The organism is Pseudomonas sp. Irchel s3f10, from assembly GCF_900187515.1.
Classification (GTDB): Bacteria; Pseudomonadota; Gammaproteobacteria; order Pseudomonadales; family Pseudomonadaceae; genus Aquipseudomonas; species Aquipseudomonas tensinigenes.
In genome coordinates, this window is the sequence record NZ_FYDZ01000003.1 from 417,819 (window position 1) to 433,583 (window position 15,765).

At 59.0% G+C, this 15,765-nt stretch carries 18 protein-coding genes and 1 other RNA gene; 12 read left to right on the forward strand and 7 right to left on the reverse strand.

The annotated features are described in order from the left end of the window. Nucleotides 1-10: 10 nt before the first annotated feature. From CKW17_RS11075 to CKW17_RS11105, 7 genes are all read left to right on the forward strand, one after another. Nucleotides 11-718, forward strand: a complete 708-nt coding sequence (locus tag CKW17_RS11075) for a FadR/GntR family transcriptional regulator (protein ID WP_095119863.1) — start codon at nt 11-13, stop codon at nt 716-718. Nucleotides 719-838: 120 nt separating this feature from the next. Then, nucleotides 839-1,168 (forward strand): thioredoxin TrxA, encoded by a 330-nt coding sequence (gene trxA, locus CKW17_RS11080; protein WP_008150340.1) that lies wholly within the window; start codon nt 839-841, stop codon nt 1,166-1,168. Nucleotides 1,169-1,418: 250 nt separating this feature from the next. After that, nucleotides 1,419-2,678 (forward strand): transcription termination factor Rho, encoded by a 1,260-nt coding sequence (gene rho, locus CKW17_RS11085; protein WP_003229334.1) that lies wholly within the window; start codon nt 1,419-1,421, stop codon nt 2,676-2,678. A gap of 141 nt (nt 2,679-2,819) precedes the next feature. Next, nucleotides 2,820-4,775, forward strand: a complete 1,956-nt coding sequence (locus CKW17_RS11090; protein WP_095119864.1) for an acyltransferase family protein — start codon at nt 2,820-2,822, stop codon at nt 4,773-4,775. Between the two features lie 80 nt (nt 4,776-4,855). Continuing rightward, entirely contained in the window at nt 4,856-6,322 is a 1,467-nt protein-coding gene (gene ubiD / locus CKW17_RS11095) for a 4-hydroxy-3-polyprenylbenzoate decarboxylase (RefSeq protein ID WP_008081413.1), read from the forward strand. After that, complete coding sequence (locus CKW17_RS11100) at nt 6,322-7,290, forward strand: CDP-6-deoxy-delta-3,4-glucoseen reductase (protein ID WP_095119865.1); 969 nt, start codon at nt 6,322-6,324, stop codon at nt 7,288-7,290. The genes ubiD and CKW17_RS11100 overlap by 1 nt, the downstream gene beginning before the upstream one ends. Nucleotides 7,291-7,486: 196 nt before the next feature. Beyond that, entirely contained in the window at nt 7,487-8,155 is a 669-nt protein-coding gene (locus CKW17_RS11105) for a gamma-glutamylcyclotransferase (protein ID WP_095119866.1), read from the forward strand. Here the strand turns inward: CKW17_RS11105 and glpT are convergent. After that, nucleotides 8,131-9,480 carry a glycerol-3-phosphate transporter gene (gene glpT, locus CKW17_RS11110; RefSeq protein WP_016985912.1) on the reverse strand — a complete coding sequence of 450 codons (1,350 nt, stop codon included), beginning with the start codon at nt 9,478-9,480 and terminating at the stop codon, nt 8,131-8,133. The genes CKW17_RS11105 and glpT overlap by 25 nt on opposite strands. A 224-nt stretch (nt 9,481-9,704) precedes the next feature. Here glpT and CKW17_RS11115 point away from each other — a divergent pair, with 224 nt between their 5' ends. Further along, a complete protein-coding gene (locus CKW17_RS11115; RefSeq protein ID WP_095119867.1) occupies nt 9,705-10,322 on the forward strand; it encodes a flagellar basal body-associated protein FliL in 618 nt (205 codons plus the stop codon). A gap of 188 nt (nt 10,323-10,510) precedes the next feature. After that, nucleotides 10,511-11,122 carry an energy transducer TonB gene (locus CKW17_RS11120; RefSeq protein WP_095119868.1) on the forward strand — a complete coding sequence of 204 codons (612 nt, stop codon included), beginning with the start codon at nt 10,511-10,513 and terminating at the stop codon, nt 11,120-11,122. Nucleotides 11,123-11,176: 54 nt separating this feature from the next. Here the strand turns inward: CKW17_RS11120 and CKW17_RS11125 are convergent, their stop codons facing one another. Beyond that, a complete protein-coding gene (locus CKW17_RS11125; RefSeq protein WP_095119869.1) occupies nt 11,177-12,154 on the reverse strand; it encodes an NADPH:quinone oxidoreductase family protein in 978 nt (325 codons plus the stop codon). Between the two features lie 150 nt (nt 12,155-12,304). On the opposite strand from CKW17_RS11125, the gene CKW17_RS11130 reads away from it, so the two are divergent. Further along, on the forward strand, nt 12,305-12,712 hold the full coding sequence (locus tag CKW17_RS11130; RefSeq protein WP_026000663.1) for a flagellar basal body-associated protein FliL: 408 nt from the start codon (nt 12,305-12,307) through the stop codon (nt 12,710-12,712). Nucleotides 12,713-12,814: 102 nt separating this feature from the next. Here the strand turns inward: CKW17_RS11130 and CKW17_RS11135 are convergent, their stop codons facing one another. After that, nucleotides 12,815-13,264: an EVE domain-containing protein gene (locus CKW17_RS11135; RefSeq protein WP_095119870.1), complete on the reverse strand. Its 450-nt coding sequence runs from the start codon at nt 13,262-13,264 to the stop codon at nt 12,815-12,817. Nucleotides 13,265-13,461: 197 nt separating this feature from the next. Between CKW17_RS11135 and CKW17_RS30350 the strand changes: the two genes are divergently transcribed. Beyond that, a complete protein-coding gene (locus CKW17_RS30350; protein ID WP_016985917.1) occupies nt 13,462-13,617 on the forward strand; it encodes a hypothetical protein in 156 nt (51 codons plus the stop codon). 36 nt (nt 13,618-13,653) lie between these two features. Here CKW17_RS30350 and CKW17_RS11145 read toward each other — a convergent pair whose 3' ends face one another. The 4 genes from CKW17_RS11145 to CKW17_RS11160 form a co-directional block, all read right to left on the reverse strand. After that, nucleotides 13,654-14,259, reverse strand: a complete 606-nt coding sequence (locus tag CKW17_RS11145; protein WP_016985918.1) for a 5-formyltetrahydrofolate cyclo-ligase — start codon at nt 14,257-14,259, stop codon at nt 13,654-13,656. 79 nt (nt 14,260-14,338) lie between these two features. Continuing rightward, a non-coding RNA gene (gene ssrS, locus CKW17_RS11150) (6S RNA) lies at nt 14,339-14,517 on the reverse strand. Nucleotides 14,518-14,547: 30 nt separating this feature from the next. Continuing rightward, nucleotides 14,548-14,865, reverse strand: a complete 318-nt coding sequence (locus tag CKW17_RS11155; protein ID WP_034151990.1) for a cell division protein ZapA — start codon at nt 14,863-14,865, stop codon at nt 14,548-14,550. Continuing rightward, nucleotides 14,862-15,071 carry a TIGR02449 family protein gene (locus tag CKW17_RS11160; protein WP_016985919.1) on the reverse strand — a complete coding sequence of 70 codons (210 nt, stop codon included), beginning with the start codon at nt 15,069-15,071 and terminating at the stop codon, nt 14,862-14,864. The genes CKW17_RS11155 and CKW17_RS11160 overlap by 4 nt, the downstream gene beginning before the upstream one ends. A 118-nt stretch (nt 15,072-15,189) precedes the next feature. On the opposite strand from CKW17_RS11160, the gene CKW17_RS11165 reads away from it, so the two are divergent. After that, nucleotides 15,190-15,750, forward strand: coding sequence for a YecA family protein (locus tag CKW17_RS11165; protein WP_016985920.1), 561 nt, complete (start codon nt 15,190-15,192; stop codon nt 15,748-15,750). The last annotated feature ends 15 nt before the right edge of the window (nt 15,751-15,765 follow it).

Genomic DNA, 15,765 nt, shown 5'->3' on the forward strand with positions numbered 1-15,765 from the left:
CTGAAAAACCATGAACTCGATTTCCCGTGCGGTACCCGAAGTGGCGCTGCAAGCGATCCGCAAACTGATCACCGAGCAGGGTTTCGGTCCGGGCGATGCTTTGCCATCGCAACGGGATCTGGCGCTGCAATTGGGCGTGAGTCGGGCGTCGTTGCGTGAGGCGTTGTCGTCGCTGAGTGCGCTGGGTGTGGTCAGTATTCAGCCGGGCAAAGGCGTGTTCGTGCAGTCGCCAGTGGAATTGTCGCGTGGCGAAAACGCACCGGGCTGGTCGTTCGCGGCGCAGGCGTCGCCACTGGACATCTTTCAACTGCGCTATGCGCTGGAAGGATTTGCGGCGGGGCTGGCGGCGGTGACGTTGAGCACGTTCGATCTGGATGCGCTGGAAGACAATGTCGCGGCCATGCGCGATCAGTTGAAGGCCGGCGACTTTGACGCGGCGGCGAAACTCGACTTCGAGTTCCATCGCCGCATTCTGTTGGCCAGCGGCAATCAGGCGATGCTCAGCATCCTTACGGCCAGCGCTGAAATGTTCCTGGAAAGCCAGAAACTACCGTTCATCCGTGCCGAGCGCGCCATGGAAACCTGGCAGGAACACCGCAAGATCCTCCGCGCCCTCGCGCGCCGGGCGTCGGGTGCGGCGCAAAAAGCCATGCAGGAACACGTGCGCAACGCCGCCCTGCGTACCGGAATTTCCTTCATCGCCCCCGCCACGGCGTGACTTGAGCTATACCCAAACTCATCGAGTGCCATAGCAAGACTCAATCAACTGCGGCTTCCTGAACAGGGGAAGGGCGGCTATGATGGGCCACGTTTTTTTGCTTACAACCTGGAGAATTCCATGAGCAGCGATCTTATCAAACACGTCACCGACGCTAGCTTCGACGTTGACGTCCTCAAGGCCGAAGGCGCTGTCCTGGTCGATTACTGGGCTGAATGGTGCGGTCCTTGCAAAATGATCGCTCCGGTTCTGGACGAGATTGCCGAGACTTACAAAGGCAAGCTGACCGTTGCCAAACTGAACATCGACGAGAACCAGGAAACCCCGGCCAAGCACGGCGTGCGTGGTATCCCGACCCTGATGCTGTTCAAGAACGGCAACGTTGAAGCGACCAAAGTCGGCGCCCTGTCGAAGTCGCAACTGGCTGCTTTCCTCGACGCCAACATCTAAGCGTCGCTGTAAAGTGCCTGAAAAAAAGCCCCGCAAAATAGCGGGGCTTTTTGCGTATTCAGGGCTAGACGCTCCGAAACTCAGGTGGTACATTCGGCCCCGCACTGGTTTCTCCATTGCCCCCTGCTAGCCGTCGCCGACGCACTCCTTTTCGAATTAGTTCGCGATCCTGTCGCCTTCTCCGCGGCGCGGCCTCATTAAGCCAAAAGCTTAATTTCCCCCCCTCCATAAATGATTACGTCATTCCTATATGAATCTGACTGAACTCAAGCAAAAGCCGATTACCGAACTGCTCGAATTGGCCGAACAGATGGGCATAGAAAATATGGCCCGTTCGCGCAAGCAGGACGTGATTTTCTCCCTGCTGAAAAAGCACGCGAAAAGCGGCGAGGAAATCTCCGGTGATGGCGTGCTGGAGATTCTCCAGGACGGCTTCGGCTTCCTGCGCTCCGCTGACGCTTCCTACCTGGCCGGCCCGGACGATATCTACGTCTCGCCAAGCCAGATCCGCCGCTTCAACTTGCGCACCGGTGACACCATCGTTGGCAAGATCCGCCCTCCGAAGGAAGGCGAGCGGTATTTCGCTCTGCTCAAGGTCGACACGATCAACTTCGATCGTCCCGAGAACGCGAAAAACAAGATTCTCTTCGAGAACCTGACCCCGCTGTTCCCGACCGTGCGCATGAAGATGGAAGCCGGTAACGGTTCCACTGAAGACTTGACCGGTCGTGTAATCGACCTGTGCGCCCCGATCGGCAAAGGCCAGCGCGGTCTGATCGTTGCACCGCCGAAAGCCGGTAAAACGATCATGCTGCAAAACATTGCAGCGAACATCGCCCGGAACAACCCTGAAGTTCACCTGATCGTGCTGCTGATCGACGAACGTCCGGAAGAAGTGACCGAAATGCAGCGCACCGTGCGCGGCGAAGTGGTTGCCTCGACCTTCGACGAGCCGCCGACCCGTCACGTGCAGGTTGCTGAAATGGTGATCGAGAAGGCCAAGCGCCTGGTCGAGCACAAGAAGGACGTGGTGATCCTGCTCGACTCCATCACCCGTCTGGCCCGTGCCTACAACACCGTGATCCCGAGCTCCGGCAAGGTATTGACCGGTGGTGTCGATGCCCACGCTCTGGAGAAGCCAAAGCGTTTCTTCGGTGCTGCGCGTAACATCGAAGAAGGCGGCTCGCTGACCATTATCGCCACCGCGCTGGTTGAAACCGGCTCGAAGATGGACGAAGTGATCTACGAAGAGTTCAAGGGTACCGGCAACATGGAACTGCCTCTGGATCGCAAGATCGCCGAGAAGCGCGTGTTCCCGGCCATCAACATCAACCGCTCCGGCACCCGTCGCGAAGAGTTGCTGACCGCCGACGACGAACTGCAGCGTATGTGGATTCTGCGCAAGCTGCTGCACCCGATGGACGAAGTGGCTGCCATCGAGTTCCTGGTCGACAAGCTGAAAACGACCAAGACCAACGACGAGTTCTTCTTGTCGATGAAGCGCAAGTAATACGTAAGCGGTTTGAAAAAGAACGCCCCGAAAGGGGCGTTTTTTTTTGCGCCGGATTATTTGTGTCTGGATTGAAATGTACGCTGCTGATAACTTTCGCGCTTTCCAGGGACGCTGTATCCAAAAAGAGAAAGGTTTTTCATGCACACGTTTGGCAATCGCCGTGATATCGACGGGTTACGGGCACTGGCGGTTATTCCTGTCGTACTGTTTCATTTCGGATTCAGTACATTCAGTGGCGGATTTGTCGGGGTGGACGTCTTTTTCGTCATTTCCGGATTCCTGATCACCACCATTCTGTTCCGTGAAATCAGCGCACAGCGCTTCAGTTTCATTGATTTCTGGGCGCGCCGTGCCCGTCGCATCATTCCTGCGCTGAGCGTGGTCATGCTGGTCACGTTGGCGCTGGGCTGGCTGCTGCTGACGGCCAAGGACTTCTCCGAGCTTGGGCGAACGGTGCGCTATCAGTCATTGTTCATCTCCAACATCCTGTTCATGCGTGAGGATGGCTACTTCCAGCCGGCCTCCGATCTGAAGCCGCTGCTGCATACCTGGTCGCTGGCGGTAGAAGAGCAGTACTACATCTTCTTTCCACTGCTGATGGCGGTGCTGATCCGTTATGTCCGGCATTGGCGCTGGATGTTGTTCGCGGTGTTGCTGGTGTCGTTCGGCTTGAATATCGCGTATATCGAACACAAACCGGAATTTACCTTCTTCTCGCTGCCGACCCGGGCCTGGGAGCTGCTCTGCGGCGCGATGCTCGCGGTGACGCCGGCGCCGAAGCAGGCGGTGCGCCCATGGTTGTATCAAACGGTTGGCATCGCGGGTCTGGCTGCCGTGCTGTTTGCGGTGTTTACGTTCGACAAATCTACGGTGTTTCCGGGCTGGGCGGCGTTGCTGCCAGTACTGGGTACCACGGCATTGATCTGGTCGGGCGCGCAGGGTCAGAGCTGGACCGCGCAACTCTTGAGCCTGCGGCCGTTGGTCTGGGTCGGGTTGCTCTCCTATTCGCTGTACCTGTGGCACTGGCCGGTCTTTGTCTACGCCAACGCGATTTCCATCGACGGTATTCAGCCTGTCGAGGCGTTCGCCTGGATGGCCATGGCGCTGGGACTGGCGTGGCTGAGCCTGCGCTATGTCGAGTTGCCGTTTCGGGAAAAACGCCTGTTGGCCGGACGTAACGCCATATTGGCCGGGGCTGTGGCTGCGATTGTCGTGTTGGTGGCGACGGGCTCGGCGATCCGTTCAGCTGACGGTGTGCCACAACGCCTGACCGGCAAAGCGCTGGAATATGCACAGTCGCGGGAATGGCGCGCCGGGCAGATGAAGTGCATGTTGGTCACCCAGGACAAGTCGCTGGACAAGGCATGCCTGGTGGGTGGTCGCGAGGATGTCCCGGCCACGCAATTGTTCTGGGGCGACAGCCACACCGCTGCGTTGCTGCCGGCTATCGAAAGCAATGCTCGCCGCGAAGGACGTCCGGTGTGGCTGTACAGCATGAGTGCCTGCCCACCGATTCTGAGCGATGATCCGCGTCAGCGCTGCAAAGACTTCAACGAACAAACCATGGAGCGTGTGCGCAGCCTGGGTATCAAAGACGTAGTGCTGGCCTCGAACTGGAGCCTTTATGTGTACGGCCGTGAAGACGGCGATAAAAAAGTACTGCTCAACGCCCACGACACTACTGCCCAGGCCGAGCAACGCATGGCCGTTGCACTCAAGGCGCGAGTGGCCGCGCTGAGAGCGGCGGGCGCGCAAGTCTGGTTGTTCAAAGAAGTGCCTTTACAACGCAAAGGCATCATCAACCGGTTGACCAGTCTGGCGCGCATCGGGCGTTCGGCCGAAGGGCTGGGCCGTCCGCTTGAAGAACATCTGACGCGACAGCAGTTCCTCAGTACCTTGTTCGACGCCATGAGCGCCGCCGATCCGGGGGTTCACGTGATCGATCCAACACCGCTGATGTGTGCGAACGGAGTCTGCAGTATCGAGGTCAATGGTCATTCGCAGTACAAGGATGAGGATCACCTGTCGGATGCCGGCAGTGCCCGACTGAGCCCGCTGTTTGCACCGCTGCTGCTGGGCACGAGGCACAATTGAGCGATGCCGGTGCCTGACGGGCTGCTGTTTGCCCGTCAGAGCAGGTAGGATGTACGCCTATTTTGAGGGTGCCATCGTCAATGAAATTCAAGGATCTTCGGGATTTCGTGCAGCAGCTTGAGCAGCGCGGAGAGTTGAAACGCATCCAGATTCCCGTCTCGCCGGTGCTGGAGATGACCGAGGTGTGCGACCGCACGCTGCGGGCCAAGGGCCCGGCGCTGCTGTTCGAAAAACCGACTGGCTATGACATTCCGGTGCTCGGCAACCTGTTCGGTACGCCTGAGCGGGTGGCCATGGGCATGGGCGCCGAGTCGGTCAGCGAGCTGCGCGAAATCGGCAAGCTGCTGGCCTTCCTCAAGGAGCCGGAGCCACCGAAGGGCTTGAAAGACGCGTGGTCGAAACTGCCGATCTTCCGCAAGATCATCTCGATGGCGCCGAAAGTCGTCAAAGACGCGGTGTGCCAGGAAGTGGTCATTGAAGGCGACGACGTCGACCTCGCGATGCTGCCGGTGCAGACCTGCTGGCCCGGCGACGTCGGTCCGCTGATCACCTGGGGCCTGACTGTCACCAAAGGCCCGAATAAAGAACGCCAGAACCTCGGCATCTACCGCCAGCAAGTGATCGGCCGCAACAAGGTGATCATGCGCTGGCTCAGCCATCGTGGCGGCGCCCTCGACTTCCGTGAGTGGTGCGAGAAGCATCCGGGTCAGCCGTTCCCGGTGTCGGTGGCCTTGGGTGCGGATCCGGCGACCATCCTGGGCGCCGTGACGCCAGTGCCGGACAGTCTCTCCGAATACGCTTTCGCGGGCCTCTTGCGCGGTAACCGCACCGAACTGGTCAAGTGCCGCGGCAATGACCTGCAAGTGCCGGCCACCGCCGAAATCATCCTCGAAGGCGTGATCCACCCCGGCGAAATGGCCGATGAAGGCCCGTACGGCGACCACACCGGTTACTACAACGAAGTCGACAGCTTCCCGGTGTTCACCGTCGAGCGCATCACCCACCGGATCAAACCGATCTACCACAGCACCTACACCGGCCGTCCGCCGGATGAGCCGGCGATTCTCGGCGTGGCGCTGAACGAAGTGTTCGTGCCGATCCTGCAGAAGCAATTCCCTGAGATCACCGATTTCTACCTGCCGCCGGAAGGCTGCTCGTACCGCATGGCCATCGTGACCATGAAGAAGTCGTATCCGGGGCATGCCAAGCGCGTGATGCTCGGTGTCTGGTCGTTTTTGCGACAGTTCATGTACACCAAGTTCGTTATCGTCACCGACGACGATATCAACGCCCGTGACTGGAACGACGTGATCTGGGCCATCACCACGCGCATGGACCCCAAGCGCGACACGGTGATGATCGATAACACGCCGATCGACTACCTCGACTTCGCCTCGCCGATCTCCGGCCTGGGTTCGAAAATGGGCCTCGATGCCACCCACAAGTGGCCGGGCGAAACCACTCGCGAGTGGGGCCGCGTGATCGTCAAGGACGACGCCGTCACCCAACGGATCGATGCCATCTGGAATCAGTTAGGAATAGATTGATGCGTGTAACCCTGCAGCCCTCCGGAGCAGTGCTTGAGATACAGCCCGGTGAGCGGATTCTCGACGGCGCGCGGCGCTTGGGCTACGAATGCCCGCAAAGCTGCCGCAACGGCAATTGTCATGTGTGTGCGGCGCTGCTGGTTGAAGGTAGTGTCGCGCAGGACGGCAAGGTGCATGACCACGGCGAGTTCTACACTTGCATAGCCGAGCCGCTGGAAGACTGCGTCCTGCTGTGGGATGGCGTGCTCGCGCTGGGAGAACTGCCGGTGCGTAGCCTGTCTTGTCAGGTCATCGAATGCCGCGATGTGGGTGGTGATACCTGGCGCGTGCGTCTGCGTGCGCCGGCGGGCAAGCCACCGCGCTATCACGCCGGACAGTACTTGATGATCGAGCGCGAGAACGGCGAGAAATCGGCGTTCTCCATGGCCTCTGCACCGCATGGCGGACGTGATCTGGAAATCCATGTGCTGGCGCGCGAAGCCAGTGCACTGAGCCTGATCGAACAGCTGCAACGCAACGCGATGGTGCGCGTCGAGCTGCCGTTCGGCGACACGCATCTGGCCGAATTGCCGGATGGTCCGCTGGTGCTGGTTGCCGCCGGCACCGGCATGGGCCAGATTCACGCCCTGATCGAACACTGCCGCGCCAACGGCTTCAAACACCCGGTGCATCTGTACTGGGGCGTGCGCCGTCCGGAAGATTTCTATGAGATCGAACATTGGGATGAATGGCTGAAGTTGCCCAATCTGTTCCTGCACAAAGTCGTCAGTGATCAATGCGGTTGGGAAGGGCGCTGCGGCATGCTGCACGAGGCGGTCTGTGAAGACTTCCCGGATCTGAAACCGCTGCACGTCTACGCCAGCGGCTCGCCGGCCATGGTCTACGGCACGCTGGACGCTCTGGTTGAAGCGGGTATGGACGCCCATCAAATGCGTGCGGACGTGTTCGCTTACGCCCCCCGCTCCTGATTCGTTATAACTCGCTATATAGCCGATCGGTATTTATGTAATTGCATAAATACCGCTAGGTTATATATCCATCAGGCAATCAATTAAGAACTGTGCCATGGCACTCAAATTGCCTTAAAACATATGTGCCTTATTGTTACAGCGGTGCGTTCTATTAAGTAATTCTTTACCCGCGGGGAGCTGAACGCTATTCGCCATGAGCGCCATTGAAAACGCTTTTCTGAATTTGAATTACCCTCCGCGGCTCGATCTTGGGCCGCAGCTGACGCACGAACAACTTCTCGCTTCCATGCAATCGACCATGGCGCGCCACAAGGGCGGGCCGGTGTGGCTGTTCGCGTATGGTTCGCTGATCTGGCGGCCGGAGTGCTCGGCGGTAGAACGGGTGCGCGGACGCGTGCACGGCTACCATCGCGGCTTGTACCTGTGGTCGCACGAGCACCGCGGGACGCCGGAAATGCCCGGTCTGGTGTTTGGTCTGGATCGTGGCGGTTCGTGCAGCGGCTTCGCCTATCGCTTGCCGGAAGACAATCTCGACACTGCGCTGTACGCCTTGTGGAAACGCGAAATGCCGGTGCCGTCCTATCGGCCACACTGGCTCAACTGCCGGCTCGAAGACGGCACTCAGGTGCAGGCATTGGGATTTGTGTTGGAGCGGCACCTGCCCAGCTATGCCGGTAACTTGCCGGATCACGTGCTGAGCCAGGTGTTCGAAAGCGCCAGCGGGCGTTACGGCACCACTCGCGATTATGTCGAGCAGACCGCACACGCCCTGCGCAGCCACGCCATGCCAGATCGAAATCTGGAGGCGCGGCTCAAGCGCTGTAAGTCACAGACTGATCAAGCGACCGCTTCGCGGCTCTGACTGGCGACTTGCTTGTGCCATAGCGTCGGGGCGAGGAAGGCCATCGCCAGCAGGCAAGCGCCCACCAGCAGCACGAAACCACCGTCCCAGCCGAAATGGTCAACGGTGTAGCCCATCGCCGCACTGGCCGCGACCGAACCACCGAGGTAACCGAACAGACCAGTGAAGCCCGCCGCAGTGCCAGCGGCTTTCTTCGGTGCCAGCTCCAGCGCCTGCAGGCCGATCAGCATCACCGGGCCGTAGATCAGGAAGCCGATCGAGAACAGCGCGATCATGTCGACGGTCGGGTTGCCGGCCGGGTTCAGCCAGTAAACCAGGGTCGCAACGGTCACCAGCGCCATGAACACCATGCCGGTCAGGCCACGGTTGCCACGGAAGATCTTGTCCGACATCCAGCCGCACAGCAGCGTGCCCGGAATCCCCGCCCACTCGTAGAAGAAGTACGCCCACGAGGTTTTATCGACGGTGAAACCCTTGGCTTCTTTCAGGTAGGTCGGTGCCCAGTCCAGCACGCCGTAGCGCAGCAGGTAGACGAAGACGTTGGCCATGGCGATGTACCAGAGCATTTTGTTGCGCAGCACGTATTTGACGAAGATCTCTTTCGCGCTGAATTCGTCTTCGTGGCTGGCGTCGTAGCCTTCCGGGTAATCGTTCTTGTACTTCTCGATCGGCGGCAGGCCAACCGATTGCGGGGTGTCGCGCATGGTGATGAACGCGAACACGGCCACGCCCAACGCCACGGCTGCCGGTACGTAGAACGCTGCATGCCAGTCGTTGAACAAGCCCATGCCGAGCAGGAACAGCGGGCCGATCAGGCCACCGCCGACGTTATGCGCCACGTTCCATACGGACACCACGCCACCGCGTTCTTTCTGCGACCACCAGTGCACCATGGTCCGGCCACTGGGCGGCCAACCCATGCCCTGGGCCCAGCCGTTGATGAACAGCAGGATGAACATCATGGTCACGCTGGACGTTGCCCAAGGTGCGAAACCGAAAATGAACATCACACCGGCCGAGACCAGCAGGCCGAACGGCAGGAAGTAACGCGGGTTGGAACGGTCGGACACCAGGCCCATGAGGAACTTGGAAAGGCCGTAGGCAATGGCGATCGCCGACATTGCCAGACCCAGATCGCCGCGGCTGTAGCCTTCGTCGATCAGGTACGGCATGGCCAGCGAGAAGTTTTTGCGCAGCAGGTAGTAACCCGCGTAGCCAAAGAAAATACCGGCGAAGATCTGCCAGCGCAGGCGTCGGTAGGTGCTGTCTATTTTTTCTTCAGGCAATGGAGCCTGATGTGCGGCAGGACGAAAGAAAGCAAACATTCAAGAGCTCCAGATTTCTTGTTTTGACTGCGGATGCGAATGTTACAGTTTCGTTACCGAAAATAGCACCGGTTCGCATCGAGCAAATAGCGGAAAATGTTGGATGTCGCGTGTTCCTTTACGAACCTGTCGCTCAGCTGTAAGAACGGGGCGTTTTTGTCGCGCTCGGGACGTTGTGACTTAGACTCGCGATCTACAGATCGACTGATATCTCGAGATAAACGATGACCCCGAAAGTTCGCAGGCTATTGCCCAGGCTGTTGATGGTCGCAGCGGTGACTGTTTCAGTGTTGGCACTGAGCTTCGCCCAAGGTTCTGCAGCACCAGGCCTGCGCAATGTCACCGTATTGATCGTCCGCCATGCGGAAAAGCCTGATGTCGGCCGAGAACTCAATGCCCGGGGCGAACAGCGCGCCGCCGCTTACGCGGACTATTTCACCTCTTTGCAGTTGGACGACCAGACACTCACCCCCCAACGTCTGATCGCTACTGCCGACAGCCCGGAAAGCATCCGCCCGCGACAGACGCTGATTCCACTGTCCCAACGCCTGCAACTGCCGATCGAGCAGCCCTACGCCAATAACGACGTCGACAAACTGGTCAGCTCGCTGCGCAAGAATAATCAGGCGAAAACCGTGTTGATCGCCTGGCACCACAGCCATATCAACAAACTGATTGCGGCGTTCGGTGGAGACGGCCCGGCACTGATCGGCCAGCCGAAATGGCCGGTCGATGTTTACGATTGGCTGATTGTTCTGCGCTTCGATGACAAGGGGCAGTTAATCCAGTCGCGTAGCGAAAAGGTTCAGGAACATCTGATGCCGGGTGATATTGCAGGCTGAGCGGTAAAGGAATCCGTCAGAAGAGTTACCTCTGAGCATTCGCGTGGCGCTTTTTCGCCCGATTTACCGTCTTGTCTTGGGAAATGTCCTGCACCGAAAGCAGAAGTTGCGCCATTCAGTTAAGCGTCATCGCTCCGTAACCTTTGTGTTGTTGCCGGGATTGGCATTCGAGCGCTAGGGGGTGGGGTATGCGGTGGATTGTGGCGTTGTTTTTGTTGGTCGTCGGCGGTGTTGCGCCGGGAGAGGTGCTTTTGATTCCTGAAGACAACCCCAGACCGGTTTATCCTCAAGCGCTGTCCAGGGCAGGGATTACGGGTGAGGTGAAGGCCCGTTTCATCGCCAGGGCGGACGGCTCGGTCGGCGAGATCAGCATCTTGAAAAGCGATCACCCCGATCTGGCCGAGGCGGTCAGAGTCGCGCTGGCGCAGTGGCGTTTCGAACCTTGGGACGTTGAGGAGGGCAAACCCGAAAAACAGGAGGTCGTCGCGCCGATAGCCTTTCGGCTCGATCTGGATCAGCCCATTCATGTCAATCAGCAACTGAAAGTCTTGCGATGCCGAACGGTTAACGAGAATCTCGCCAACATTGCCGAGTACTCATGGATCGATTCGGCGGCGTTCGCACAAACCCGCGCCTATCTTACGAACGTCTTCCATAAAACTCAGTTACCGGACGCACAACGTCTGGCAATGATTGCCAAGATGAACCGGCAGGTTGAGAAGATCGTCAGGGCGTGTCGAGACAGCCCTACGCGCAAATTCATGAGCCTGTTGCCGGAGGAGATTCGTGAGTTGCTTTGATAACAAAGGCCAGAACGACCGAACCGGAGATTCTGGCCTTTATCGAAAGGTCACTCAGCGCACCTGCACCACCACCTTGCCCACCGCCTTGCGCTGGCCAAGATCATTGATTGCCTGCGCCGCATTGCTCAGCGGATAGACCTGCGACACCAACGGTTTCAACTTGCCCTCGGCAAACCAGGCGAACAACTGCTGGAAGTTCGCCGCGTTGTCCTGCGGCTGGCGCTGGGCGAAGGAGCCCCAGAACACGCCGAGCACCGCCGCGCCTTTGAGCAGGGCGAGGTTGACTGGCAACTCCGGGATGCGCCCGCTGGCGAAGCCGACCACCAGCAGACGACCATTCCAGGCGATGGCGCGGATGGCTTGATCGAAGAGATCGCCGCCGACCGGGTCGTAAATCACATCGGCACCCTGGCCGTCGGTGAGGCGTTTGATTTCGTCCTTGAGGCTGGTTTCGCTGTAATTGATCAACTCATCGGCGCCGGCAGCTTTGGCCACCGCCAGTTTCTCCGCGCTGCTGGCGGCAGCGATGACGCGGGCGCCCATGGCTTTGCCGATTTCCACCGCCGCGAGGCCGACGCCACCGGATGCGCCAAGCACCAGCAGGGTTTCGCCCGGTTGCAGGTTGGCGCGTTGCTTGAGCGCGTGCATCGAAGTGCCATAGGTCATGCTGAAGGCGGCAGCGATGTTGAAATCCATCGACGGCGGAATCGGCAGCACGTTATAGCCCGGCACCGCGACCTGTTCGGCAAAACTGCCCCAACCGGTCAGGGCCATGACCCGGTCACCGACCTTCAGGTGGCTGACCTTTTCCCCGACTTCACGCACCACACCGGCCGCTTCACCTCCGGGCGAGAACGGAAAGGGCGGCTTGAATTGGTACTTGCCCTCGATAATCAGCGTGTCCGGGAAGTTGACCCCGGCGGCGTGCACGTCCAGCAGGATTTCGTTCTTCTTCACGACAGGACTGGCGACGTCTTCCAGCACCAGCGATTCGGCAGGGCCGAAGGCTTTGCACAGCACGGCTTTCATCAGGGCTATTCCTTTGGGAGTGATGGCCGATAAGTGTAGGTGTGTCAGTCAACGGGTCAACGAGCATGCCCGGCCCTGATAGTCAGCCATAAGCTTGTGCTTGCGCGGCGGGTCGTTATGCTAGGCCGCAAACCGGATAAGGAGCGAATTGTGAAAGCGTGGATCATGTTGTTGCTGGCCCTGTCTCTGCCTGTGGCAGCGCTGGCCGAAGAAGCCAAAGAAGGCGAGGCGCCGAAGGTAAGCTACATCACTCTGAGCCCGCCGTTCGTGGGTAACTATGGACTGGACGGCACGCCGAAGCTCAAGGTCTACAAGGCCGATGTGGCACTGCGTGTGACCGGTGAAGAGGCGAGCAAACTGGTCAAGGCCAACGAGCCGCTGATCCGTAATCAACTGGTGGCATTGTTCACGCAGCAGACAACCGAGGCGATGGGCAGCATCGAAGGTAAAGAGAAGCTGCGTCAGGAAGCGCTGAAACAGACCCAGCAAGTGATGAATGACGAGACCGGCAAGCCGGTGGTTGAGGATCTGCTGTTCAACAACCTGATCATTCAGTAATACAAATTCTGAAAGTCAAAAGATCGCAGCCTTCGTCAGCTCCTACATTGGAATGCGTTCCCCTGTAGGAGCTGACGAAGGCTGCGATCTTCTTTGTGGCCGTTACCGCAATCCCAGCACCGCCGCCCATTGCTCCGCCGTCACCGGCATCACCGACAACCGCGAACCCTTCTGCACCAACGGCATCTCTGCCAATGCGCTCTGCTGCTTCAGATAGTCCAGCTTCAACACCCGCGCAAACGTCTCGACGTGTTCAACGTCAATCGCACTCCAGGCATTTTTCTCCGGCGTGGCCTTGGGATCGAAGTAATGACTCTCCGGTTCCAGTGCGGTGGGATCCGGGTACGCCGCCTCGATTATTTTGCCAATCCCGGCAATCCCCGGCTCCGGGCAGCTGGAATGGTAGAAAAAGAACTCATCGCCCACTGCCATCGCGCGCAGAAAATTACGCGCCTGATAGTTGCGAACCCCATCCCAGCGCGCATTGCCGAGTTTTTCCAGGCCTTTGATCGAAAGTTCTTCGGGCTCGGACTTCATCAGCCAATAGGCCATGGTTTTTGCTCCTGAAACGGTCATTGGGCAGGTTGTCGGGCAATTTTATGACAAACCGACGGTCGGTTGACGTCAGCGTTTGCGCGCAGGTTCACGTTGTCGCAAAATGCCGGCCTTTAAAGCTTGACGCTGCTGCACGGCCTACAAACGGAAACCGCTGCTGTCATCGTGATGATGTGCCTTGAGGGGGGCAATCGATGAAACGCAAACCGGATTTACTATGGACTTTGGTAATTTTGTTTGGCTTGGGTGTCGTGACCACCGGTTACGCGCAGAGCCTGTGGTCGAACAAGGCCGATGCGCCGATTGAAGTCGCGCAACAGGTTCAACAGTCGACCGCTTTCAAGCGCTGAAACTGCTTTCTCGACGCCGCTGTTCTGTGCGGCGTCCTATCCCGCGAAATACCACGCCTTATCGGTGACCGTGCCTTGCAACGGTACATCCCAGCTTGCTTGCGCCAAGCGTTCGACCTTCTGACATTCATGAGCCAGCCCCAATAGCGTCGGCTTGCGCCAGTTCTGGCGCCGGGCCAGGTACGCAAGGCTGCGATCGTAAAAACCGCCGCCCATTCCCAGGCGTCCGCCGACGTCATCAAAACCCACCAGCGGTAACAACACCAGATCGAGCGCCCAGACCTTGCGTTGCCGAGCCAGATTGGCCCGCGGCTCAAGAATGCGAAAGCGATTGGCTTTGAGCTTCTCGCCGGGGCGAATGCGCTGGAAGACCATTTTGGTTCGCGGCCAGGCACTGAGCACTGGCAGGTACGTGGCTTTGCCTCGGCGCTGGGCTTCACGCAGCAGCAGGCGCGGATCGATTTCACCGTCGGTGGGCAGGTACAGGGAAATGTGTTTCGCCCGACGAAAGTGCGGGTCTTGGGCCAATTGCCGGAACAGGCCTTTGGCTGCCTGGCGTTGCTCGCCCGGCGTGAGCGCGCGGCGCGCCTTGCGCAGCAGGCGACGAAGTTGCGGGCGGGGTAGCAGCGCGGGTTCGGTCATGGTTCGGCTTCGGCAGGTTGGACGAAAACGTACGCATAAAAAATCCGATGCCGGCATTCACCGACATCGGATTCGAATCAGGCTCCCCGGATGAACCGCTGTCAACTTAGCCCTTGAACCCGAAAGTTCAAGGTGGAAGATGCAGTAGACTTTAAGGCTTTCCGTCTGGCGGACATGCACACCAGCCCAACGTGCAACTTCCAGGGTAGTGCGAATCGGCTCAGGGACATCGTCAACTGGCAAGCACCCCAGGGAGTGCCGCGAGTATACCGCAAGCGGCCAGTCGAATCAGCCCTTGGTGGTGTTCTGATCGTCGGCCAGCACCAGATCGACACGATCGAGCAAGTCACGCACCTGTTCACGGGTCGAACCGCTGGCCTGGATATCCGGGCGCTCTTCTTTGTGCAAGAGGTCATGGGTGATGTTCAGTGCGGCCATCACGGCAATGCGGTCGGCGCCGATGACTTTACCGCTGCTGCGGATTTCGCGCATTTTGCCATCCAGATAACGCGCGGCGCTGACCAGATTGCTGCGTTCTTCCTGCGGGCAGATGATCGAATACTCTTTATCGAGGATCTGCACGGTGACGCTATTGCTTGAACTCATGAGTCTTGCTCCAGGGCCTTGAGGCGCGAAATCATCGATTCGACCTTACGCCGGGCGATTTCGTTTTTTTCAATGAGGTGAGCGCGTTCCTCGCGCCAGGTCTTTTCCTGAGCTAGTAAGAGTGCATTTTGACTCTTTAGTTGCTCGACTCGGCCAATCAGCAGTTCGAGTCTGGCCATCAGCGCTTGCAGGTCGTTGTCTTCCATTGGTTTCACTGTCTGATGGGTTAGCTGGCGGACAGCCTTTAATAGTCTTGGCGAGTCTGTCGATGTAGGATACAAGGCCTTCATTCTAGACATAGCGCCGTCTGGCGCCTAGCTGCCCATGACCATTGCGAATTCCCCGTACCAAGCCTTTGCCACCCTGCTGACTTCCAGCGGCCACAACGTCTCGCCTGCCGAACTGCATGGCGTGCTGCTCGGACGCAGTTGCGCCGGTGCCGGCTTCGATAACGAAGGCTGGCTGATCGACGCCGCCGAACTGCTCGAAGGCGACATTCAGGACAACGTCCGCAACGCCCTGATCGGCCTGCAAGAGATGGTCAAAGGCGAGTTGACCGGCGACGACGTCACTGTCGTGCTGCTGTTGCCGACCGATGACGCACCGCTGGCCGACCGCGCCGCTGCACTGGGCGAGTGGTGCCAGGGCTTCCTCAGCGGTTTCGGCCTGAACTGCCGCGACAGCAGCATGCTCAGCACTGAAGCCACCGAAGTGTTGCAGGATCTGGCCGCCATTTCCCAGGTGCAAGACGCCCTCGAAGAATCCGAAGACGGCGAAACCGACTACATGGAAGTCATGGAGTACCTGCGTGTCGCGCCGCTGCTGCTGTTCTCGGAAACCAAGAAAACCGACGTGCCGCCAGCCGCCAAGCCGTCGCTGCATTAATCGCGTGCCAGGGAA